At 38.9% G+C, this 24,970-nt stretch carries 18 protein-coding genes and 4 tRNA genes; 12 read left to right on the forward strand and 10 right to left on the reverse strand.

The genetic code is table 11. The annotated features are described in order from the left end of the window. Window positions 1-18: 18 nt before the first annotated feature. A complete protein-coding gene (locus tag GGG_RS0106850) occupies window positions 19-1,683 on the reverse strand; it encodes an acyl-CoA dehydrogenase family protein (protein WP_010113338.1) in 1,665 nt (554 codons plus the stop codon). 92 nt (window positions 1,684-1,775) lie between these two features. Here GGG_RS0106850 and GGG_RS0106855 point away from each other — a divergent pair, with 92 nt between their 5' ends. Continuing rightward, window positions 1,776-2,402 carry a TetR/AcrR family transcriptional regulator gene (locus GGG_RS0106855; protein ID WP_010113339.1) on the forward strand — a complete coding sequence of 209 codons (627 nt, stop codon included), beginning with the start codon at window positions 1,776-1,778 and terminating at the stop codon, window positions 2,400-2,402. A 47-nt stretch (window positions 2,403-2,449) separates the two neighbouring features. Here the strand turns inward: GGG_RS0106855 and GGG_RS0106860 are convergent, their stop codons facing one another. Both GGG_RS0106860 and katG read right to left on the reverse strand, forming a co-directional pair. After that, window positions 2,450-3,277, reverse strand: coding sequence for a GNAT family N-acetyltransferase (locus tag GGG_RS0106860; protein ID WP_010113340.1), 828 nt, complete (start codon window positions 3,275-3,277; stop codon window positions 2,450-2,452). Between the two features lie 121 nt (window positions 3,278-3,398). After that, window positions 3,399-5,585: a catalase/peroxidase HPI gene (gene katG / locus GGG_RS0106865; protein WP_010113342.1), complete on the reverse strand. Its 2,187-nt coding sequence runs from the start codon at window positions 5,583-5,585 to the stop codon at window positions 3,399-3,401. A gap of 351 nt (window positions 5,586-5,936) precedes the next feature. On the opposite strand from katG, the gene GGG_RS0106870 reads away from it, so the two are divergent. Next, window positions 5,937-6,383: a thiol-disulfide oxidoreductase DCC family protein gene (locus GGG_RS0106870; protein ID WP_010113343.1), complete on the forward strand. Its 447-nt coding sequence runs from the start codon at window positions 5,937-5,939 to the stop codon at window positions 6,381-6,383. Further along, entirely contained in the window at window positions 6,370-6,762 is a 393-nt protein-coding gene (locus GGG_RS0106875; protein ID WP_010113344.1) for a DoxX-like family protein, read from the forward strand. Before GGG_RS0106870 ends, GGG_RS0106875 begins: the two co-directional genes overlap by 14 nt. Before the next feature lie 100 nt (window positions 6,763-6,862). Here GGG_RS0106875 and GGG_RS0106880 read toward each other — a convergent pair whose 3' ends face one another. Both GGG_RS0106880 and GGG_RS0106885 read right to left on the reverse strand, forming a co-directional pair. Next, on the reverse strand, window positions 6,863-7,978 hold the full coding sequence (locus GGG_RS0106880; RefSeq protein WP_010113345.1) for an MBL fold metallo-hydrolase: 1,116 nt from the start codon (window positions 7,976-7,978) through the stop codon (window positions 6,863-6,865). A 2-nt stretch (window positions 7,979-7,980) separates the two neighbouring features. After that, window positions 7,981-8,919, reverse strand: a complete 939-nt coding sequence (locus GGG_RS0106885; RefSeq protein WP_010113346.1) for a cation diffusion facilitator family transporter — start codon at window positions 8,917-8,919, stop codon at window positions 7,981-7,983. Between the two features lie 127 nt (window positions 8,920-9,046). Between GGG_RS0106885 and GGG_RS0106890 the strand changes: the two genes are divergently transcribed. The 3 genes from GGG_RS0106890 to GGG_RS0106900 all read left to right on the forward strand — a co-directional run bounded on the left by GGG_RS0106890 (window position 9,047) and on the right by GGG_RS0106900 (window position 11,646). Beyond that, window positions 9,047-9,553 (forward strand): GNAT family N-acetyltransferase, encoded by a 507-nt coding sequence (locus GGG_RS0106890; RefSeq protein ID WP_010113348.1) that lies wholly within the window; start codon window positions 9,047-9,049, stop codon window positions 9,551-9,553. A gap of 267 nt (window positions 9,554-9,820) precedes the next feature. Further along, window positions 9,821-10,735 (forward strand): DNA-binding transcriptional regulator HcaR, encoded by a 915-nt coding sequence (hcaR, locus tag GGG_RS0106895; RefSeq protein WP_010113350.1) that lies wholly within the window; start codon window positions 9,821-9,823, stop codon window positions 10,733-10,735. A gap of 230 nt (window positions 10,736-10,965) precedes the next feature. Further along, complete coding sequence (locus GGG_RS0106900; protein WP_010113352.1) at window positions 10,966-11,646, forward strand: DUF1345 domain-containing protein; 681 nt, start codon at window positions 10,966-10,968, stop codon at window positions 11,644-11,646. 435 nt (window positions 11,647-12,081) lie between these two features. Here GGG_RS0106900 and GGG_RS0106905 read toward each other — a convergent pair whose 3' ends face one another. The 4 genes from GGG_RS0106905 to GGG_RS0106920 all read right to left on the reverse strand — a co-directional run bounded on the left by GGG_RS0106905 (window position 12,082) and on the right by GGG_RS0106920 (window position 15,428). Further along, window positions 12,082-12,687 (reverse strand): glutathione S-transferase family protein, encoded by a 606-nt coding sequence (locus GGG_RS0106905; RefSeq protein ID WP_010113354.1) that lies wholly within the window; start codon window positions 12,685-12,687, stop codon window positions 12,082-12,084. 51 nt (window positions 12,688-12,738) lie between these two features. After that, entirely contained in the window at window positions 12,739-13,461 is a 723-nt protein-coding gene (locus tag GGG_RS0106910) for a YafY family protein (protein ID WP_010113356.1), read from the reverse strand. A gap of 83 nt (window positions 13,462-13,544) precedes the next feature. Beyond that, window positions 13,545-14,213, reverse strand: a complete 669-nt coding sequence (locus GGG_RS0106915) for an HAD-IA family hydrolase (RefSeq protein ID WP_010113357.1) — start codon at window positions 14,211-14,213, stop codon at window positions 13,545-13,547. Window positions 14,214-14,492: 279 nt separating this feature from the next. After that, entirely contained in the window at window positions 14,493-15,428 is a 936-nt protein-coding gene (locus tag GGG_RS0106920; protein WP_010113359.1) for an RluA family pseudouridine synthase, read from the reverse strand. A gap of 768 nt (window positions 15,429-16,196) precedes the next feature. Between GGG_RS0106920 and GGG_RS0106925 the strand changes: the two genes are divergently transcribed. From GGG_RS0106925 to GGG_RS0106950, 6 genes are all read left to right on the forward strand, one after another. Then, entirely contained in the window at window positions 16,197-19,595 is a 3,399-nt protein-coding gene (locus tag GGG_RS0106925; protein ID WP_010113361.1) for an Rne/Rng family ribonuclease, read from the forward strand. Between the two features lie 261 nt (window positions 19,596-19,856). Continuing rightward, window positions 19,857-21,698, forward strand: coding sequence for a long-chain-acyl-CoA synthetase (locus tag GGG_RS0106930; protein WP_010113363.1), 1,842 nt, complete (start codon window positions 19,857-19,859; stop codon window positions 21,696-21,698). Between the two features lie 184 nt (window positions 21,699-21,882). Next, window positions 21,883-21,958, forward strand: a tRNA-Lys gene (locus tag GGG_RS0106935). 19 nt (window positions 21,959-21,977) lie between these two features. Further along, window positions 21,978-22,053 (forward strand) — tRNA-Lys (locus GGG_RS0106940). A 104-nt stretch (window positions 22,054-22,157) separates the two neighbouring features. Beyond that, window positions 22,158-22,233: transfer RNA gene (locus tag GGG_RS0106945), tRNA-Lys, on the forward strand. Between the two features lie 209 nt (window positions 22,234-22,442). Further along, a tRNA-Lys gene (locus tag GGG_RS0106950) sits at window positions 22,443-22,518 on the forward strand. Window positions 22,519-22,652: 134 nt separating this feature from the next. Here GGG_RS0106950 and GGG_RS0106955 read toward each other — a convergent pair. Continuing rightward, window positions 22,653-24,533, reverse strand: coding sequence for a potassium transporter Kup (locus GGG_RS0106955; RefSeq protein ID WP_010113365.1), 1,881 nt, complete (start codon window positions 24,531-24,533; stop codon window positions 22,653-22,655). Window positions 24,534-24,970: the final 437 nt, after the last annotated feature.

Below are 24,970 nucleotides of genomic sequence, written 5' to 3' on the forward strand. Positions count from 1 at the left end.
AGATTAATCATATTTAGGTTAACAACTCGCCAAAGCTCTTTCCAATATTCGCTCAACATCGACAGTTTTTGAATCAACCATGCCGACGACACGCCCATGAAATTCACTATAACGACTTTGAATAAAAGCATCAGCAACAAAATCAGGCGCATATTGTTTAAGTAAAATCGCTTGAGCAATAATCACTAAACGACTAACTAATCCCCGTGCCATGAATTGCAATTCATCTGCTTGCAAACTGCTGAATAATTTAAATAAAGCTTGTAGTTCATTTTGTAAAATTACATCTTGGCTTGCCACTTCGGCAAAGGATTTAAACAATATTTCAATCGACTCACGATCACGTTGAATTGCACGTAATACATCTAAACACATGACATTGCCAGAACCTTCCCAAATGGTATTCACAGGTGCTTCTTTGAAAATACGTGCCATGATGCCTGTATCGACATACCCATTACCACCAAAGACTTCCATCATTTCACCAGTCAATTCAACAGCTCGTTTACACACCCAAAACTTAGCCGCAGGTGTCATGATGCGTTTCCACGCCAAGGACAATTCATCATCGTTTTCATAACAATGTGCCAGATGGAAACTAAGTTGCATTGCAGCCTCAGTTTCTAAAGCTAGATCAGTTAAAACTGCTTGCATCAAAGGTTGTTCAGCTAAATGCTTTCCAAAAGCTTTACGTTGACGAGTATAGGCAATACATTGCACCAAAGCTTGACGTAGCATAGCACTTGAGCCAACAGAACATGTCAAACGTGTGTAGTTTGCCATCTCGATAATGGTTGGAATGCCTCGCCCTGCCTCACCAATCATGATGCCCCAAGCATTTTTGAATTCTACTTCCGAACTAGAGTTACTGCGATTACCAACTTTATCTTTTAAGCGTTGAACTTGAACTGTGTTCTTGGTGCCATCGTCCAACCAACGTGGAACAAAGAAACATGCCAAACCATCTTGTTCAGTTTTAGCAACGACTAAATGTGCATCACACATGGGCGCAGAGAAGAACCATTTATGCCCTGTGAGTAAATAAGACTGTCCACGTCCTGACTCAGCGATAGGAATAGCAAAGGTTTCATTGGCACGTACATCTGAACCACCCTGCTTTTCTGTCATGCCCATACCCATCCAAATGGATTTTTTTTGGCTAATTGGAACATCACGTTCATCATATTCATTGGAAAGCAATTTCTCTCCAATTTTCGCCCATAGCTCAGTTTCGTTCTGAATAAGTGGAATACTGCCCATTGTCATGGAATTTGGGCATAAATTCCCCGCTTCCACTTGTCCACTCAGGAAAAAACGTGCTGCCCAATCGACCCATTTTGAAGATGAGTTTGGATGATTAAATGGGTAGGCATGGGTATCAAATTGACGGTTTAAGCCCATCCATTTATGCCATGCAGGATGAAATTCTAGAAAATCCTGACGGCGACCACGTGCATCAAAGCTATGTAATTCAGGAGTATGTCTATTGGCAAGATCTGCATATTGATAATATTCAGTAGAACCAACAATTTGTGCAAACTCAGTCAGTCGCTGTTGATCCTGACTTCCATAACGTTGCAAAATTTCTTGCAAGACTTGATCTGTACTGAATAAATTATAATTCTGCAACTCATCAAATTGATTACTCACTTCATGGGTTTGCCAGTTTTGTGCCGTATTCATCCTGAATCTTCACCTTGTTGTTTTATCTCATTGCATTCAGTATAAGAGAAATGTCTTGTGAATGTGTTCGGCTTTCTTCGGTAAAGGGTTTTATGAAAAATATTGAGATTCAAGTACGTCGTAAGCCACGCCAATCAAGAGCTAGAATCACGCAAGAAGCATTGATGGAAAGTTTTGTTCGGCTTTTGGCTGAGCGTTCCGCCAATGAAATCACCATTCGTGAAATTACTGACCTTGCTGGTGTAGGTTTAGGTACATTTTATGAGTACTTCTCTAAGAAGGAAGATTTGATTGCTTTAACCATTCATCAGCATGTCAAAAATAATGCGGAAAGCTTAAAAAGTTATGCACAAAGTCAATATGAGTTATCCACAAATTTAGAGTTTTCCGAATATTTACAGCAAGTGATTCATTTTCAATTACAGGAAATTCAAGCTCAACAGTTTTTATGGGCTCAGTCTTTTTTATTAGAACGTCAAGTTTCGAGCATTGAAAGTTATCAAAAAAGTTATGCCATGATGGTTCAGATGTGGCAAAGCATTCTTAAGCCTTTTATTCAGAAGAATGAGCAACTGCAACAAATGAGTTTAAATGTGCAAAGGCTTTGCTATGGCTTTGTATCTCAGACGTTGTTGATGCAACCTGAGTTTAGCGATTGGCAGGTTTTGGAGGAGGATATTATTCAAACCATGAAGCATTTAATATGTATTAAAGAATAATAATTCAATTATAAATGATGTCATTATTTCATCATCCTCTATTACTATTAATATTCTGGATAGCAGACATAAGACGACCCAACACACTCAAAACCCATTTGACGATAAAGTTCGACTGCGGGGGTATTATCAATATCGACAATCAACTGAGCAGTACGCCCAGTTGCGACGATTCGATCTACAGCAAATTCAATGACACGTTCAGCAAAACCTTGTCGACGATAATCAGGAAATGTATAAGTCCCACCGATCGATACGAGCCGACTGGTTTCAATCCCGAATCGAACGATAGAAACAATCTGACCATCGGCTTCATACACAGCAACCTTTTCCTGTGCAATAAGCCCTTCCCAATCCGATGTCTCTTCAACTGAACGCTCCTCATTATATTGAAGTTGATATTCAACAAGACGAGTAATGTCTGATGGTCTTGCCATACGCCCACTCGCTTTCGGGAAACGGCGTGTACAAACCATGATCCATTGATTATAATCTCTCACCAAGAGCGCTTGCTCCACCGCAGCACTACGTAATAAATCACGCCCAATTGAGGTGGTGACAATTCGACGTGGCTCAAAGCCTAAAATTGCTGTACAGAGCAATCTTGCCATAGAAGTCTCTGCTGGTAGCCAAAAACACGTTCCTCCTGCAAATACGACTGCAACACCTAACAATACATCTGGTGTCTTTGAGTCATATAAGCGTAAGAGGTGCGATTGAACATCAACGGTTTGCATTTGTTCGAAAAATACCGTAATACCAAGAGAATGATAAAACTGCGAGTCAAGCCACTGAGAAATAAGCTGGTATTCATTCTGAGAAGTTAGAGAGCCCGCAACTACGATTTCAATCTTTGGTTCAATCTTATTTTTCATTTTCCTCCCTCACTTTTATTCACTCCTATTGCTATAGCTCAAATTTCATAATCTGATTTTTTTATCAAAATAATCACTGAATCAAAAAACCGCCCTCAGGCGGTTTTTTGTATCTAAGCGATTACTTTACATCAAAACGATCTGCATTCATCACTTTCGTCCATGCAGCAATAAAGTCATGCACAAACTTCTCTTTATTATCGTCTTGAGCATAAACTTCTGCATAAGAACGAAGTACCGAGTTAGAACCGAATACCAAGTCCACACGAGTTGCCGTCCATTTCACATTGCCAGTTGCACGATCGACAATGTTGTAAGAATTCTTGCCCGTAGGTTTCCATGTATTTGCCATATCGGTCAAATTGACAAAGAAATCATTACTTAGCACGCCAACACGGTCTGTAAATACACCATGCTTAGAATCGGCATAATTGGTACCCAATACACGCATACCACCAACTAAAACCACCATTTCTGGTGCAGTTAAGCCCATCAATTGAGTACGATCGAGTAACATTTCTTCAGGTTGAACAGCATAATCTGCTTTTACAAAGTTACGGTAACCATCTGCTTTAGGTTCAAGATCTTCAAATGAATACACATCTGTTTGCTCTTGCGTTGCATCACCACGTCCGGCTGTAAATGGTACTTTTACATTAACACCCGCAGCTTGTGCAGCTTTTTCAACTGCGGCTGTACCACCCAATACAATCAAATCTGCAATGCTGACTTTTTTCACTAAGCCCGCTTGGATTTCTTCGAGTTTTGCTAAAACTTTCGCTAAACGTTCTGGCTCATTACCCTGCCAATCTTTTTGAGGCGCAAGGCGAATACGAGCACCGTTTGCTCCACCACGATAGTCAGAACCACGATATGTTCGTGCACTGTCCCACGCTGTATTAATCAGCTCGGCAGAGGTCAAACCACTGTTCAATAATTTAACCTTCAAATTACTCACTTCCACATCAGAAAGTGTGTAATCCACTGCTGGAATTGGATCTTGCCAAATTAAATCTTCTTTAGGCACATCAGCACCCAAATAACGTGTTTTCGGCCCCATATCGCGATGGGTTAATTTAAACCATGCGCGAGCAAAGACTTTTGCCAATTCATCTGGGTTTTGATAGAAATGTTCGGCAATTTTACGATATTCAGGATCGATTTTCAGCGCCATATCGGCATCTGTCATCATTGGATTACGGCGTACATTTGGATCGTGTGCATCAACAGGTTTATCTTCCTCTTTGATATTCACAGGTTCCCATTGATGTGCACCTGCTGGACTCTTGGTCAATGCCCAATCATAAGTTAATAATAAATGTAGGAATTCATTGTCCCATTGGGTTGGATGTGTCGTCCACGCACCTTCAATCCCACTGACCATGGTATTGCCTGCATTTCCAGTACCTTCTGGGTTATGCCAACCAAGCCCTTGGAACTCAACATCTGCACCTTCAACATCTTTACCTAACAGATCTGCTTTACCATTCCCATGTGCCTTACCAACAGTATGACCACCGACAGTTAATGCAACCGTTTCTTCATCGTCCATTCCCATACGGTCAAAGGTCACACGCATATCTTGTGCTGTTTTTAATGGGTCAGGATTGCCATCAACCCCTTCAGGATTGACATAGATCAAACCCATTTGTACCGCAGCCAAAGGATTTTCTAGAGATTTACGATCTTGATCATTCTCATAACGGTTTTTGGTCGCATCTAACCATTTATGTTCTGAGCCCCAATAAATATCTTTTTCAGGATGCCAAACGTCTAAACGCCCACCAGCAAATCCAAAAGTTTTTAAGCCAGCAACATCATATGCAACTGTACCTGCCAAAACGATTAAATCACCCCATGAAATTTTATTACCATACTTTCTTTTAATCGGCCAAAGTAAACGGCGGCCTTTGTCTGTATTGACGTTATCAGGCCAACTATTCAATGGAGCAAAGCGTTGGTTCCCTGTATTTGCGCCACCACGGCCATCTTGTTTACGGTACGATCCTGCTAAATGCCATGCTGTTCGTACGAACATTCCGATATAACTGCCATAATCGGATGGCCACCAATCTTGGCTACTATTAATGAGTTCACGTAGGTCTTGCTTAATGGCTTCCAAGTCCAAAGATTTGAATGCTTTTGCATAATCAAAATGAGGATCCATTGGATTGGTTTTTTTATCGTGCTGTGAAAGGATGTCGAGGTTTAATGCGTTTGGCCACCAATCATTTGAGCTGGCAACATTGGTATTCGAGCCCTCTGGGTGGAATGGGCATTTACCTGATGCTTGCGAATTATTATCCATGTTTATTCTCCAAACTTGATCAAAGTTCAATTCACTTTTTAACCGCTTAATACTCAGCTTACTTATTCAACATAGCCTGTTTTCAGCATAAGCTAAAGCGAATTTAACGAATAAAAACAATCGATTTATTCAATTCAAGATCTTCAATTCTAAAGAATTTCAGTGATATTAAACGGGTACGCTTTTCTATTCTTCATTCACTTTTCATATTGCGACAGTGCATGACTTTAATCATGTTTTTCAGTGCTGATAATTGCTGACAATAATGTTATAGGCGGGATCATCTGTTTATTTTGCAAACATATTTTTTGATGTATAGTGAATGTAAAGATGCTTCGAGTCTGTATGTCGATGTCTAAAAATATCCAAGAAATCATTCAACAACATGACATTGTATTATTCGATGAAATTTGTGTGCTTTGTAATGGTTGGGCTAAGTTTTTAATCCAACATGACTCACAGGCACGATTTAAATTGGCTTCCGTTCAATCCCCATTGGGGCAAGAAATTTTAAAATATTATGCAATGCCCACTGACCACTTTGACACAATGTTAGTGATTAAAAATACTCAAGTTTACTCAGAATCAACTGCATTTTTAAAAGTCATTGAAGAACTCGGCTTGCCTTTTTCTTGTTTGAAAATAGGTTATTTGATTCCAAAATTTATTCGAGATTTTTTGTACCGTAGAATCGCTTTAAATCGTTATTGTTTATTTGGTACAACAGATCAATGCCTACTTCCATCTCACGAAAATAAAAAGCATTTTTTGGATAGTGCAGTTTATGAATACACCTAAAACCGTAGATCATGCCTTACTCACTATTCATGTCACACTGGCTGTGTTATGGATTTACCAAGGCTTAGTGCCTAAAATCATCTATCACACCGTTGAGGAACAGCAATTCTGGCAATATTTGGGTATAGATGAATTATCGATGCTATTTTTAATTAAAATTTCAGGTTACATCGAAATTATGTTTGGTCTGTTATTTCTAATTTTTCGACGATCCAAAATTCTACATGTCTTCAATATTTTAGGGCTAATTGCTTTAACTATCGTTGTGGCTGTGATTTATCCACTTTATTTCACATCTTCCTTTAACCCTTTTGTAATGAATCTTGCCATGATCGGACTGTCAATTGTTGCAATTCAACTGTTGCAAAAAAAAGCATAACGCTTGAATTCAGATAATTTTATATTTCCAAATCAATAAGGTTTGAGATAAATACCATCAGTTTGCCTCTTTGGTATTTATCTCATCCATTGATCTAAAGTTACACCACCAATTTACGGCCTTCTTTGATGCAATAAAACGGATTGACCATTTTCGAAGAATGCTTCATCGCTTTTTGTAGGTCATGTTCAGGTTGTTCACGCGCTTCATCGGTCAGTTGATAGGTTCGATAATGTATCGCCAATGAACGCTTCGCCTGCAAATCTAAATGTGCTTGAAAGGCATCTTGTGGATTCATATGCATATATTTCATCAGTGCACGTGGCTCATAAGCACCGATGGGTAATAAGGCAATGCGTGGCGCACCTAGACGTTTTTGAATCTCTTTGAAATGTGATGCATAGCCTGTATCTCCTGCAAAGAAGAAATGACCATGTTGTGAAACCACTGAAAAGCCACCCCACAATGCCACATTTTGATCACGTAAACCACGACCAGAACCATGCTGTGCAGGTGTGTAAATAATTTTGAGATCTTTGAATAGTGCGGACTGCCACCAGTCCATTTCAATCACATGGAATTCTTTTGGCAAGTAATGTGAATTTCCGAGACCTGTATAAATAGGCATCGCAAACTTATTGTGTAACCAACGCAGTGAGGCCAAATCCATATGATCATAATGATTATGACTCAGTAAAACAGCATGAATTTGTGGTAATTGCTCTAAGGCAATTCCTGCTGGAATCACACGTTTCGGGCCACGTCCATCTTTCGGGCTGACATAATCCGCCCACACTGGATCAGTTAAAAAATTGTACGGCCCAATCTGAACCAAAACAGTCGCATGGCTAACAAACCACACTTGCCAATCATTTAAATCTGCATCAGGGCGATTTTGTGGTAATACACGTTTTGTCGCATAGAATTCTGCTGATTCCTTTTGACTATCAACATTCCACGTAGATGATTTACGAGTCCCTAACCATTTTAATAAATCCCAACGGCTACGCCCTTCTGGTCTAGGCGTTTCATTATAGAAGCGTTCACCATTGTGATGATTAGAACCAATCACCTTAAAAAATGGCTTAGACCAAGTATGTGACATACAGTTTTCAGTCACTAAACGATAATGTAATTGTTTAATATTCTCTGGTAGAACTTCTTTATCTGATATTGTCTTATCTTCAATACCAACATTTTCCGTTTGCTTCGACATGGTTACTCTAAACGCCCTTTCATTCTTTCGAGCCAAACTAACTTGGTTTGTGGTTTGATAAATAATGCCACGATTTCGGGATGAATGCTCCTAATTTTGGTTTCAATCCGATTGACGCAGGTTTCTATTTCATCTGAAGTAAGATTATCTTTAAATTCTAAACTTAAAGAAGCAATCACTTGATGTGCACCCATTTGTTCAGTCAACACACCATTGGCAGAGTAAACTGCTGGGTCATCTTGAGCAATTTTTAAAATATTATGTCGCAATTGAGGATCTGCCGTTTCACCCAATAACAATCCTTTGGTTTCTCTTGCTAAAAGCAGGGCTGAAATCGCTAAAACCACACCAATGAGAATAGAAGCAACGCCATCTAACACAGGCATATTCAATTGATGTGCACAGAAAATACCAACCAAAGCAATCAATAAGCCGATCAACGCTGCTGAATCTTCAAATAATACCGTGAATGTGGTTGGATCCTTACTGCGTCGAAATGCTTCAAAATAGCCCATACTGCCTTTCATTTTCTTAAATGATTTCAATGCAACAAACCATGATGTTCCTTCACAGAGAATGGCGAACCCAAGCACAGCATAATTCACCAAAGGTGATTTCATTTCCTCAGGTTGCTGAATATGTTGAATACCTTGATAAATAGATACGACAGAACCTAATGCAAAGACCAATAAAGCAACGATAAATGCCCAAAAATAGAGCTCACGACCATAGCCAAATGGATGTTTATGATTGGCTGGTTGTTGTGATTTTTTCAAACCATATAGCAATAAAATTTCATTGAGCGTATCAACGACCGAATGTACAGCTTCACTTAACATCGCTGAGCTATTTGTTATATAGGCTGCAATGAATTTTACACAGGCAATGGCTAGGTTACCCAAAAGTGCTGCATAAACGACAATTTTGTTGGAATCTGACATTTATTGTCCTGTTTTTTCTCATCAAATATATAGATTTGATTTTTATACCGATCTTCATTCATATTAACCAAATAAGCTGTGATTTTTCTTTATTTTTTGTTGCTTTTCACGATTGAATGAATTTGATATGGAACCTGTTCTAAGCAATATTTTACATACTCATTCAAAATCTCACTCCCAGTTATTAAAGATTTGGGAGGCTTCTGTACGTGCAACACACGCCTTTTTAAATGAACAACATATTGCACAAATCAAAGCATTAATCATCCAACATCATTATTTTGACCATGTACAACTGTTTCATGTGGAACGAAATGCACAGATTGTTGGATTTATGGGGCTTGCCTATAACAAGATAGAAATGCTGTTTATTGATCCTGATTTTTTTAATCAAGGCATTGGTTCACTATTGATTCAGCATGCACTGTCTTTGGATGCATACGAAGTTGATGTCAATGAACAAAATCCAAATGCTTTAAGTTTTTATAAAAAACATGGTTTTGAACAAGTTGCCCGCTCTGAATTTGATGCTGAAGGTAATCCCTTCCCAATTTTACATTTAAAATGTAAAAAACAAGCAATGCCTTTTTCAAATGACGATCAAGTGCAGCAGAATTTTCAGCCATGCCATTAATGTTCACGTTATTGGGTAAATTATTCATAAACTCAATTGTATAAATTGACTTAACAACTCAGTTCATCTAACGCATAGAAAATGCTTTGTGATTAATATTTTTTATAGATTACTCAGATCGACTTTTTCATATAAAAATAACTATACCTAAAAATTAATCATTTATTTTTAAAATATTACATCAGCTTCACCGTGTTATTGTTTATAGATTATACTTATGTGAATTCACAGTAAGACATTTTTTGGATTACTCTTTGGAAAGGTTATATGGAATTACGACACCTTAGATACTTCATTGCTGTTGCTGAAGAACTTAATTTTAGTAGGGCTGCATTGAAACTTTATACGGCTCAACCCTCGCTGAGTCAGCAAATCAAGGACCTTGAAGAAGATGTTGGCGTCAGACTTTTAAACCGTACAAAACGTAAAGTAGAGCTGACCGAAGAAGGTGCAGTATTCCTTGAGCAAGCTCGCTTAACTTTGGCTCAAGCGGAGAAAGCTGTAGCAATGGCGAGGCAAGTCTCTCAAGCCAAACAGCAATTATTACGTATCGGATTTGTGCCTGTAGCTGAAATCAAAGTTTTTCCTTATGTATTGCCTAACTTACGTGTTCAAAACCCAGAGCTTAAAATTGAATTGCAAAGCTTAAATAATCTTGAACAAATGCGAGCAATGAAAAAAGGCGAACTGGATATTTCTTTTACCCGTCACAATTTTCACAATGATGAAATCGAAAGCAAATTTGTTTTAAGAGATCCACTCAACTTCATCTTATCCAAAGACCATCCTTTGGCAAAATATGAGCGGATTCCAGTGAAAGCTTTAAATGGAATTGACTTTATTCTTCCTGTAGAAGAGCAATCGGGTACTTTGCATGACCTTATTTTAGACTTTGCCAAAGCACAAGGTATCGAATTCAACATTGTGCAAAAAGTCGATAATATTCTGTTTAATATCAACTCTATTGGTATGGGGTTAAGTTGTACCATTCTACCTGCATACATTGCACCATTAACCCTAAACAATACGGTGATTCGCCCTTTAGATATTGATCTGCCTTATCTTGATTTGTATGTCAGCTACCGTAAAAATTTAACATCGAGTGCTGTACAGAAATTTATTGAGCAATTAGACAAAGTCTTCTATTTAGATATGAATCGTACCGATATTTATGATATTTAAATGCTATATTGGCTTCTCTCAGCATCATTCATTTTTACAATAATGCCCGAAGTTGAGAAAATATATTCAATAATGAATCAACAAAAAAACCGTTCATGGATAGACCTACAATGTTAAAAAATAAAAGCTAAAGGACAGCTCTTTTTAGCGACTATTTATTAAGTTATTACGTTTAATTCGTGAACTGATCTCGTTGTTGGTAAATAAAAATTCTAACAGGTGAGGATTTTATGTCTAAATACAGCACGATTCATCAGATCCGATCTAGCCTGCAATCTCGTCCTTATTTCTTTATTGCTTTTCTTCTTACTGCTATTTTCTATATTGTGATTGATTTCTTCACCGATTGGACATGGTCAACACAGTTACTACTGGGTTGGAATATCTCAATTTTTATTTACCTAATCTTGACTATGCGAGTGCTATGGACAATTGATCGTGCTCATATTTTAAAACATGCTCAACAGCAAGATGCGAGTAAGTGGATTATTCTATTACTCGTGGTGATGTCTTTAATCATGTGTTTTATTGCGATTATTGTCGAACTCAGTCACTTACCCAATATCACGATGGTCAAATACGGTCATTTAGCACTTTCAATTTTAACCATTATTTTTGCATGGTTATTTATGCATACCGTATTTGCAATTCACTATGCACATGACTTTTACTTGGCTGTGGCAAAGCGAGATGATGGTGGTTTAGACTTTCCCAAAACAGCAGAACCAACCTATCCTGAGTTTATTTATTTTAGTTATGTGATTGGAACTTCTGCACAAACGGCAGATGTATCCATTACCTCTCGTTCTATGCGTGTTTTAAATATTTTACATATTCTTTTAGCGTACGGTTTTAATACAACAATTCTCGCAATCTGTATCAATGTCGCAGCCAGTTTTATTATGACTTAACGTTTAACAATAATTAAATTATCTTGAATATCAGCATAATACCAACGTACTATAATTAACGTCAGTTCGGGATAGATTTTGATGTAAGTTATTGAAAAGATAGATCAGGCACAGCGGAGTCTTACCATTTAAAAGTCAAATGCAAGGATTAACCTTCGGTTCGACCTACTTTTCTTTCGGGAAAAGTAGGCAAAACCATTTGTCAGTCGCCAACTCGACAGATACTATCAAGTACCTAATATATCGCAAAAACAGTATATTACAGATGTAGCCCTACCTCGAACAATGCGACTGACGTTTCCGCGTATCATATAGTTGGGAACATATCTTATCTCGAACTCAAGTTAATAAATAAAACGAAAGATAAGTCACTTAGACCAGCAACTTATCTTCAGTTTTAGATGCTAATGCAAACGTTAAAAATGCAAACTTTAATTATGATGCAAAAATTGCCTGATGTTTTTGCAAACTTTCACGTTGTTGTAATGCAGCGACATAACGCTCAATAGCTGGATGTGATTGAAGTTTACCCATTTTCAATTGCCATAAAATCATCGCCCCGACACTGATATCTGCACCTGTAAACTGTTCACCACATAAATAAGGTGAAGCTTGTTCTAAACCTTGAATCAAAGCGTTATACACATCGGCATAGTCACCATAACCCACATGCATTTTTTGCTCTGCTGTCACTTTGACATTTAGATATTCATTATCTGATGAAGCAGCCAAAGGCCCTGCACCAAAGAACAACCAACGGTAATATAAACCACGTTTAGGATCGTCGAGTGCAGGGGCTAAACCCTTTTCAAAAAACTTATCCGCTAAATAAGCGCATATTGCATCAAGTTCATAAATCACCACTTCGTCATCAACTAAAACTGGGACTTTGCCAAAAGGATTTAATTTTAAAAATTCTGGTGACTTCATTTCCGTGCCATAAGCCACTTCTTTGTGTTCAATTTCAATCCCAAGATCTAAAAGCAACCAATCTACGACGACACCACGAGATTGCGTATTTGTATATAATATTAAAGCCATTGTTTTACCCTCTGTTGTTTTGTTCTCAATCGAGTGTAGGGGGATGCTGTGTCAGCTTTTGTCAGTAGTGTATTCTTTTTCTAACGTTGTTACCGCTTTCACGTTTTCTTTTTGACACCATTGCTCATAAAGATGACGTTTGAATTGCGGATAATGTTGCTCTGTTAATTCTAATTTCTGGATTCGATCCAAGCGAAAATTACGAAAATCTTCACGCAATTCACACCATGCAGCCACCAACATTTTGTCATTAAAATAGCCCAATGCAAATGGCCATAATTGTCGTGCGGAAACCTGCTGCTGTTCATCTATATAATCAATTTTCAACTTAACTTGCATACGAATGGCAAGACGAACTTGCTGCACAATCGACTGATCCACAGCGACCCAAGAATGAATTGATCTCAAATAGGTATTATTTAAAAAGGCTTGTTTTTGCTGTGGCAACACCGCTTTAAGTTTGGACAATACGGAATGGGAAGCGTGTTGTAAGGCATCATCTGGTATTGACTTCGCCCACTGCAATGCCAAATAAACAGCTTCAACTTCAGTTTCATTCAGACTCATTGGCGGCAAGAGAAAGTTCTCTTTCAGTTGAAATCCGAGTCCTGCACTCCCCTCAATATTCACACCTTGCTCACGTAAACTCTCAATATCTCGATAAACACTCCGCACACTTATTTCTAAATGCTCAGCTAAATGTTGTGCCGTAATCGGATAACGTTGTTCACGTAAAAGTTGTAATAAATTGAGTAGGCGAATAGAACGGCTCATAGGCTATATTCTTATTATGTTGCGACGATTCGATTGAATTAAATTTTCATTGAGACGTATATCCGTATACGCCTTGTAAAGGTTTAAGCCACCTCAGTTTTATTGACCTGAGCATTTAAAAACTGGTGCAAAGCATTTACATCATGGGCAATACTTAATGGATTAAAACGTTGCAACACATCAACACTGTGCACACCATAACTCACGCCGACACGTGGCATGGCAATATTTTGCGCCATTTCTAAATCATAAGATGTATCACCAACCATAATCGCACGTTCAGCCTTTACACCTGTAAAATCTAATATTTCTGCAAGCATGAGTGGATCAGGTTTCGATTTAGTTTCACTGGCCGCTCGGGTAATTTCAAATAAATCACGGCTATTGGTTTGACCCAATACACGATCTAAACCTCGACGACTTTTCCCTGTTGCCACAGCAAGCTTAATGTTTTGATTTTTTAAACCATACAACATATCTGCAATGCCTGAAAACCACTGATCACCTTTTGAATGTTCAACATAGTGATCGCCATAGCATTTTAGAATATCCTTATGTAATTCAGGAACATTTGGAAATAAAACCTGGGCGACTTCTGGTAGCCCTAATCCAATAATACTTTTTGCAGCTTCAGGTGTTAACGGTTGCTGGAACTGTTCTGCAGCAAACAATAAACTCGCTACGATTTGTCCCACAGAGTCAAATAATGTTCCATCCCAATCAAAGACAATCAGTTCTACAGGCTTTTGCATATTTCACCCTTAGTTCAATCATGCTTAAACATCTTATTCAAAGCTAAATCTGATACGCGGAAACGTCATCCGCAATTGTTCGAGACAGGGCTAAATCAAATAAATAATGTTTTTGCGAAATATCAATCAAAAAACAGTAGTGAACGAGTTCTGCGGATGACAATGGTTTTGCCTACTTTTGCCGAAACAAAAGTAGGTCGAACCGAAGGTTATTTCCAATCATTAAAGCTCAATTGAAAAGACTCCGTCGTGCTAGTTCATTACATTTTAAAACACAAATTAATCCTTCTTCTGCGCCCTTAACTGCGCCACCAAACTCTGCATATCCTCAGGTAAAGGTGCTTCAATCGTCTGATAACCAGGAATATCTAAACGCATTGCATGTAAACATAAACGACGTGGATTTGGTCCTCTATATTCAGTTTCATGCCCATATTTATCATCACCTACAAGCGGATGACCGATACTTAACCCATGCACACGAATTTGATGCGTACGACCTGAAAGCGGTGATGCATAAACCAAAGTTGCATGCATAAAACGCTCGGCGACTTTCCATTGTGTCTTAGATTCTTTACCATCTTTTGACACACGAACACGTCGTTCACCATTGGCCAATTCATAACGCAATAAAGGTTGATCAATAAGTTGGTCATCCAAACTGACTTGCCCTTTCACAATAGCAGCATAGGTTTTACGGATTTTATGTTCACGCAATAAATCTTGTAGCGTTTTTAAAACACTACGTTTTTTACTGATCATCACCAAACCAGAAGTATCACGGTCAATACGATGAATCAGTTCTAGATATTTTTTACCTGTAGCAGCACGCAAACCTTCGATTAGACCATAAGCCACACCGCTACCACCATGTACTGCGATTCCAGAAGGTTTATTGACCACCATTAAGCCTTCATCTTCATAGACCACACGACTCAGTAAGCTTTGAGCAACCTTATCGGATACTGGCGCACTTTCATCCTTTTGCTCAAAACGAATCGGTGCAACACGAATTTGGTCACCAATCGCCAGTTTGGTTTCAGCCTTAATGCGCTTTTTATTGACCCGAACTTGACCTTCACGAATCAAACGATAAATACGACTTTTAGGTACGCCTTTTAAACGCGTAAATAAGAAGTTATCGATACGTTGGCCTTCTTGGTGCTCGTCGACTTCAAACCAAGTTACACTTTGCCATTGTTGCGTAGAATTCATACAGTTACGTGATCCAATAAAAAACGAAAATTTGATTAAAAACTGATCATTTGGACTATGCTTTTCATACAAAATAAGCGTATAGCCCATAGGCAGATGATGCAAGGTTTGCTATAGTCAGCGCACGGATACCGCCGTAAGTGAAATTTACTGTGAGCTTTTCAAAAACTTGGAAAGCAAAATACATCGTAAAAGTTCACCACCAGCTCGGAAAGGTCCCAAAAGAATATGCCGACGCCGAAGGCTTTATTATATCGGCAAAAAGACAAACTGTTGCGTTTAATTGTACTTAAAGTACAGAAATCGGTTTGTTTAAAAATATATGTCGCCAACCTAGACGTTGGTTTTTAAACATAAACTGATACACGCCAAACAAGTCGCTTTAGAGTATTATTCAGGACATAAGTGTTTGAGGCATTGGAACTGCATAGTTTGTAAAGATACGATGATCATTCCGTATCAAGACGCTCTTACCCATGAGTAGAGTTGATCTTCGAGCAATATGACAGTGAAAGACGAACAAAATAAGTCATCCAATGCACCACTTTCAGTGCCAGTGAAAAGCTCAAAACTTTAATTGTGCAAAGATTAAAGAAGTATTGCAACATCAATAGGTATCGAATCCAAACCTTTTGAAAAACAGGTTGGTAAATGCTCAAAACATGTAGATGTATCCATGCTTTGAAGATTGATCCAAACTTTATAGATGTCGCTTCACTTAAATAGATAGCGAGTTGTTGGTGTGAATCACTACTAGGTGTTACACCCATGAAACGTATGTTGATCAATGCAACACATGCCGAAGAAGTTCGCGTTGCACTCATCACTGGTCACCGCCTTTACGATTTTGACTTAGAAAATCGTACTCGTGAGCAAAAGAAAGCCAATATCTACAAAGGTCACGTTACCCGTGTTGAACCTTCGTTAGAAGCAGTATTTGTAGAATATGGAGCAGGTCGTCAAGGTTTCTTGTCGATGCGAGAAATTGCCAATACTTATTATAAAGCTGACCCTCGTCAAACTTCGAATATCCGTGAGTTAATCACAGAAGGGACTGAACTTTTAGTTCAAGTTGAAAAAGAAGAGCGTGGGAATAAAGGCGCTGCCCTTTCAACTTATATTTCTTTAGCAGGTCGTTATTTAGTCCTCATGCCAAACAACCCTAAGGGTGGTGGTATTAGTCGTCAAATTTCTGGCTCAGTTCGTGAAGAATTGAAAGAAATGTTGGCTTCATTAAATACGCCACGCGGTATGAGCGTTATTGTACGTACTGCGGGTATCGGTCGCTCTCAAGAAGAATTACAACTTGATTTACAGCATTTGTTAGATCTTTGGGCACAAATCCAAAGCACTGCAAGTTCTGGTCCATCACCAATGCTAGTTCATCAAGAAGCGGGTGTCGTGACTCGTGCAATCCGTGATTATTTACGTGATGACGTGACTGAAATTCTCATCGATTCTGAACAAGCTTATAACGAAGCTTATAACTTCGTAAAAGCAGTGATGCCGAATCAAGTAGATAAGCTTAAAACCTATACTTTAAATGAACCACTTTTTGCTCATTTTGGTATCGAAAGCCAAATTCAAACTGCTTATGAGCGTGAAGTAAAACTTCCTTCTGGTGGCTCTATTGTCATTGACCAAACTGAAGCTTTGGTTTCAATTGATATTAACTCTGCAAAATCTACCCGTGGTCACGATGTAGAAGAAACTGCACTAAGCACCAACTTAGAAGCTGCAGAAGAGATTTCACGTCAACTTCGTTTACGTGATATTGGCGGTTTAGTCGTGATCGACTTCATCGACATGACCAAAGAACGCAATCAACGTATGGTTGAAGCAAAACTTCGTGAATCAACTCAAAGTGACCGTGCACGTATCCAGTTTGGACAATTGTCTCGCTTTGGTTTAATGGAAATGAGCCGTCAACGCTTACGTCCATCTTTAGAAGAAGCAACAGGTTATGTCTGCCCTCGCTGTCATGGCACAGGTATGGTTCGTGACTTACGCTCTTTATCACTTTCAATCATGCGTAAAGTGGAAGAAATTGCTCTTCGCGAACGTCATGGTGAAGTTCAAGTCGAAGTTCCTGTAGAAATCGCAGCATTCTTATTGAATGAAAAGCGTCACAGCCTTGTTTACTTGGAACAAACTTCAAATGTACGTGTGACTGTATTGCCACATCCACATTTAGAAACACCACATTACGAAATTTCGTATAACCCAGAAGGTTTTGCACCGACAAGCTATGAACGTACCGAAGCGACACGTTCAAGTGAAAAAGAATTGGGTTATGAATCTTCTGAATGGCATTTGGAAGAAGAACCAACGCAACACGCAGGCACTCCTGCTCAAAACAACAAGCCACAAAGAAAACAACAAAACCAACAACAGCAAGCTAAACCAGCTAATGTTCAAGCTCAAGTTGCGCAAGCATCATCAAGCCCATGTGCTTGGTTAGAAAACTTGTTTGTACAAAAGCAAGCAGCGACAGTTGATCAATCACGTTCTGCAAACAATGCAGCTGCAGCGATTGAACAAATGATCAATGGTGGTGCAGTCAGCCGTGGTCAATTTGGCCAAGTAAATACTGCTCAAGCGATTGAAGCGCGCGTTGTTCCTGAAACCAATGCTTACCTTTCACAAAACCCTGTTCAAAAACAAGAACAGCGTGAATATGAAAAGTCAGCAGAGAAAGAAGAAAAAACACAACGTAATAATAACAACAATAAAAAGCGCAATAAGCACAAAGAGCCACGTGAGCAATCAACTGAACAAAATCAGATGATTGAAGAAGTTGTTCAAGTATCACATCAAGAGCAACGCCAAGAACAGCGTCAGGAACAACGTGATCAACGCCGTCAACAAAAACAGCGTCAGCAACATGATCAACAACCTGAAGTAAATGCAGAGCAATCTGTTCCTCGTCGTGATCGTCACAACAATCAACGACCAAACCGCCCAAATCGCCATCGCGATCACAGCGTGTTTAATGATGAACAACAACCTGCAAATACAAACGCAGCATCTGAGCTCAGCAAAGCGCCATCAGAAAAACAACTTAAAGTTGAAGTGATTGATGCGCCACAACCTGCGCCATTAACAACAGCATTGGTTGTAAATGTTGATCAAGCACAAAGTGAAATTTTAGCGCTGAATCAACAACAGCCTAAAGCACCTGTGAAAACGAAAAAGCCTGCACCAGTAGAAGCTAAAACGGATAAACCAGTTGAAGCAACTACACCAGCTGTTGTTGAAGCGAAAAATGAAGCTGTTGTCGCTGAAACAACTGTAGATGCTCAAGAGCCAGTTCGACGTGCGAGCAATGATCCGCGTCAAAAACGCCGTGATCAACGCAATGTCGCTCAAGCGAAAACAGCACCGAAAATCACACCATCACAAGTACCGACTTTAAATCAGTACACAGTAGGAACATTAATCCGTGCTGTTTATGGTGATGATTGTGCAGTGCTGATCGAGCAATTCGGTTTAATTCCAACATTTAACCGTGCATTGCTTAAATTCACCGAAGAATATGCTGCAACGTTAATTGTTGCTGCAAACCCTGAAGTGCAAGAGAAGAAGCCTGTAACACGTGATGTTGCAATCACTAAAGCTGCTCATGAAGCACAACCAGCAGAAATGCTAGATTTGACACCGCCTAAAGCTGTGAATGATCTACGGGTTGCCAATGATCCGCGTGAACGTCGTCGTTTAGCCAAACAAGCAGCGGTTCAAGCAAAGCAAGAACATCAGGCTGAACTTGAGAATCATCAAGCTCAAGCACAACCTGTTGTTGAAGTGACGAATGAAAGTGAAGCAGAAGGATCAGTTGAAAGTACTGTAACTGAAGCACCAACTGAAACTGTTATCCTAGATACAGCAACTCAAACAACTGCGGAAGTACGTGAAGCAGCTGTTGAAACTGTTGAGGTTAAAGAAACAGTAGCAGTCGTTGAGGCTCAACCTGAAGTAGAGGTTCAATCTGAAGCGTCTAGTTCAAATCAAAGTGAAGAAACTCAACAGTCTTTAGCTTTGGACACAGCGTCAAAGGAAAAAGCAAGCAATAAAGACGAGTCAGAAGTTTCAACTGATGAAAAACCTGCTCGTCCTCGTCGCCCACGTGGACGTCCGCCAAAGAAAACGACGCCACCAACGGCAGAATAACTGGCTATTATTTGCATAAAATATAGCGAGAAAAGAAAACCTAGTCATTTCGATGGCTAGGTTTTTTTGTTATTTTAGAAGAATTATAAATACATTTGTCAGATTAGGTTGATTGCACTAGACCAAAACCATTAAAAAGACATATGTAAATTGGATTACTTTATTTCCATATTTTGTTTGAGCTCAAAATATGAAATAAACATATTAAGTTTATGATGCTCTAAAAATTGTATCGGATTACGAAAAATAAATAGGATTGATATGAGTCAAACAACACAGACCGATCTCATCGGATTTGCAGATGTAGCAGAACGCTTACCACAGTTAATAAGCAAACTTCCCAATATACTGACAGGTCTTAAACAAGCGTATATCAGAACGCCAAAAACACCAACAGGCCTAGGTTTAGCTTTTGAACGTGCTGTAAAACACAATCCGTATGGAGACGCGCTGTTATTTGAAAACCAACGTTATAGTTATCAAGAACTCAACAATTGGGCAAACCAAATTGCTCATTTCTATTTATCAAAAGGAATCAAGAAAGGCGATGTGATCACCGTAATGATCGAAAATCGCCCAGAATTGATTGCTTCTGTTGTTGCACTAGCAAAAATTGGTGTGACTACCGCATTGGTCAATACTTCACAAACGGGCAAAGTGCTAACGCATAGCATTAACTTGGTAAATCCTGTCGCAATTATCGCTGGTGAAGAATGCCGTGCAGCAATTGATGAAATTCGCCAAGACTTAAACATTGCCCCAGATCGTTTCCATTGGTTTGCAGACCAAGATACATTTAAACAACCAGGTACTGCACCTCAAGGCTTTATTAACCTTGCTGAACAAATTGATCAATTCCCTAAATTTAATCCATCAACGACCCACAGCGTAAAAGGGAAAGATGGTTTATTTTATATTTATACGTCTGGAACAACAGGTTTACCTAAAGCCGTAATCTTCACCAACAGCCGTTGGACGCTCGCTTATGGAACGTATGGTCATATTTTAAACTTAGGCGAAGATGATGTAATGTATTGCACCCTACCGCTTTACCATGCAACAGGCATGGTGGTTTGCTGGTGTGGTGTCATCGCTGGTGGTTCAGCACTTGCGATTCGTCGTAAATTCTCTACATCCTCTTTCTGGTCTGATGTTAAAAAATTCGATGCATCTGCCATTGGTTATGTCGGCGAATTATGCCGTTATTTGATTGATGCCCCGCCATCTGAGTTAGACCGTTCTCACCGTGTCACCAAAATGATTGGAAATGGTATGCGCCCAAATATTTGGGGCAAATTCAAACAACGTTTTGGTGTAAAAGAAATTTTAGAACTCTATGCATCAAGTGAAGGCAATGTAGGCTTCAGCAATATTTTCAACTTTGACAATACTGTTGGTTTCTCTCCAACACCGTATGCGATTATTCAATTTGATAAAGATAAAAATGAAGCAATCCGTGATCAAAAAGGCAATTGTTGCAAAGTTAAAAAAGGTGAAGTCGGCCTACTGATTGGAAAAATTACCAGTCGCTCCCCTTTCGATGGCTATACAGATCCTGAAAAAAATAAATCCGTGATTATGAAAGATGTCTTCCAAAAAGGAGATTCTTATTTTATCACGGGTGATTTGGTACGAGATATTGGTTTTCGCCACGCACAATTTATAGATCGTTTAGGTGATACTTTCCGCTGGAAAGGTGAAAATGTATCGACCACGGAAGTTGAAAACATTGTTAGTGAATACCCTAAAATCACCGAGGCCGTGGTTTATGGCGTTGAGATCCCAAATACCAATGGTCGTGCGGGTATGGCGGCAATCACACTACATGAGGGTGAATGCCTAAACAATGAGGACTTAGCGCAAATGGTGGTTGAGTTTAGAAAACACCTCCCTGCTTATGCTGTACCCGTTTTTTTACGTGTACAACAAACTGTTGAAACTACGGGAACCTTTAAATATCAGAAGAATAAACTGAAAGAACAAGCGTTCGATCCGAAAAAAACATCTGATCGTTTATTGGTTTTACTGCCTAGCAAAACAGCTTATTGTGATGTAAATGCAGAGATTATTGCTAATATCGAAGCATATCAATATCGTTTCTAAGTCAAATTCAAGCCATTTCTCCTGTGAAATGGCTAAATTTGTGTTATTTATAACCGAACGTTGCAAACTTTATTAATTTTTGCTTGCGCTCTATCAATAACTTGCTAAAATACGCTCCATCAAAACAAAGTAGTGTTAAAATTCATTTTGCACTGCATATTTAAGTGAAAACTTAAATATATGTGGGTCGTTAGCTCAGCTGGTAGAGCAGCGGACTTTTAATCCGTTGGTCCCGCGTTCGAATCGCGGACGACCCACCACTTATTTTGATTCCTTGATGGGTCGTTAGCTCAGCTGGTAGAGCAGCGGACTTTTAATCCGTTGGTCCCGCGTTCGAATCGCGGACGACCCACCATCTCTTTGTAAAATCTAATTTTACATACCTGCTCAGGTCGAATGTTTTAAGAAAATCCCTTTTCTAAAAACTTCAACGAATATTTTTTCGTTATACCTCGCTCAGGGTCGTTAGCTCAGCTGGTAGAGCAGCGGACTTTTAATCCGTTGGTCCCGCGTTCGAATCGCGGACGACCCACCATTCATTGTTATTCTCAAATTCTGATTGTCAAAGTTTCTTTCTAAATAATCTAACTTTCTGTGTTATCTAATTAAGACTATAATACCGATTATAGAAAGCACATCTGTAAACGTTCTAAAGAAGACCAAACATCTGTTTTAGATGATTCACCATTCTCAAAATTTTGCTACTTCTCATACATGTTTAAATGATTTTTGAATGTCTGTTGCGGGTTGTTAGCTCAGTTGGGAGAGCAGTAGACTCTTAATCTATTGGTCGTGGGTTCGAACCCCACACAACCCACCACATCGTTCAAATCGCTTTACGTATTGATATACAAGCATTAAAACAAACTTCATATCGCCCATCATCAACACTTATTGAATATCAAAAAAAGTCGGAGTATCCACTCCGACTTCTAACTTTGATGAGAACGTTATTTAAATTTCGATTTGACTACCAATCTCAACAACCCTGTTTGAAGGAATCTGATAAAAATCACTAATTGGACTGGTATTTTTATGCATTGTCGAAAATACCTGCTCTTTCCATTTTGCTAAAAGTGTTTGCTGCTTAGAAACAACTCGTTCACGTGAAACAAAGAAACTGATTTCCATCAAATTAAATTCAAAACCGTATGCATTGAAAATTGTTTCCAGTACAGCTGGAATATTTGGCTGTTCTTTAAAACCATATTTCAAGTGAATACGATAGAAATTTTTATCGAGTATTTCTACATCATATCTTGCTTCACTCGGCACATAAGGGATGTCTTGAACATCAACAGTAACCAATATGTTCCGTTCATGCAGAATTTTATTGTGTTTTAAATTATGTAGTAGTGCATGAGGCACCACATTTGGTGATCCTGTCAGGAATACCGCCGTTCCTACGACTCTATTTACCTCATCACCCAAATACTGAATAAACATCTCTAACTGTAAAGTGTCACTCTGTAATTTAGCTTGTAATGTTGTCTTACCATTCTTCCAAATGACCATCAAAGTAAAGACCACTGTCGCAACTAATACAGGCATCCATCCGCCAATAAAGAATTTAAGTAGGTTTGAGCTTAAAAGCACTAAATCAATTAAAATGAATGGGACAATAAACAACACCAGCTTCCATGTCTTCCATTTCCAATAACTATAGGCCAAGAACCCAACCAAGAGCGTGTCGCAGAACATGGTGACCGTTACCGCTAATCCATATGCACCAGCCAAATGACTACTGGTTTTAAACAGTAAAACCACCACAATAATAGAAATGAATAATAACCAATTTAATAACGGAATATAAATCTGTCCGACTTCTGACTCAGAAGTATGCAATACAGTTAACCGTGGTAAATATCCCAATTGAATCGCTTGCTTTGCCATTGAAAACACACCACTGATCAGCGCTTGTGATGCAATAACAGCGGCAGCAGTAGCCAGTACAATCATTGGATAAAGCAACAATGACGGAACCAGTAAATAAAATGGGTTAGAAATCGCCGAAGGATCTCTAAGAAGTAAAGCCCCCTGTCCTGCATAATTCAAAACCAAACAAGGAAGAACAATCAGAAACCAACCTAGGCGAATTGGTAATACACCAAAATGCCCCATATCGGCATAAAGTGCTTCGCCACCTGTGACAGTAAGGACAACCGCGCCCATCACAAAGAACGAAATCATTGGATTGGTGAGAATAAACGAAATTCCCCAATGCGGGCTCAAAAAGGCCAAAATTGAAGGACTTTGAATAATACTCAGCACTCCTAAACCGCCTATGGTTAGAAACCATACTAACGTAATCGGGCCAAAAAATTTCCCCATGATGGCTGAGCCATGTCTTTGTACCAAGAACAAGGCTGTTAAAATACCAATGCTAATCGGTAAAATAAATTTTGATAATGTCGGTGTAGCAACAGATAAACCTTCAACAGCAGACAATACTGACATTGCTGGAGTAATGATTCCATCCCCGAAAAATAAAGATGCACCAATAAAGCCTAAAGCAGTAATGATTAGTTTTGTTCTTCTGGATAATCCGTTTTGACGAAGGTTCAAAGCCAATAATGCCATGATCCCCCCTTCACCATTATTGTCCGCCCGCATGATCACCAAGACGTATTTCAATGAAACGATGAGCGTAATCGTCCAAAAAATTAATGAGAGAATCCCTAAAATATTGATTTCGTTAATCGGCATACCATGTGTTGCATGAAAACTTTCTTTGAGTGCATAGAGTGGACTCGTTCCAATATCACCAAAAACTACACCCAACGCAGCCAGTGTCAATATTGAAGTACTTGCCTTTTCAGGCGTCTGATTTTGCATACAGTAAAATCACGTGAGTAAAATTGGATTGATACTAGCACTAGAAACCAATGATTTATCGAAGCCAATAAAAAACCATAATTTATTCATTTTTAATTGTTTTTTATAATTCTTAGATTTTCAGATGAAGTGAAATAGTTTAAATGTTCTTATATTATGTTCAATAACAAGGATATAAAATACTCATCCAATTAGTCGTGAACTAAAATACGATCTAAGCTCACGACTCTATCTAATAGTATCTCTAACCTGAGTTCGAGATAAAATATGTTCCCAACTATCTGATACGCGGAAACGTCAGTCGCATTGTTTGAGGCAGGACTACATCTGAAATATACTGTTTTTGCAAGATATTAGATACATGATGGTATCTGTCGAGTTGGCGACTGACAAATGGTTTTGCCTACTTTTCCCGAAAGCCTTGCGAGGTAATACCT

Source organism: Acinetobacter sp. P8-3-8, from assembly GCF_000214135.1.
Lineage (GTDB): Bacteria > Pseudomonadota > Gammaproteobacteria > Pseudomonadales > Moraxellaceae > Acinetobacter.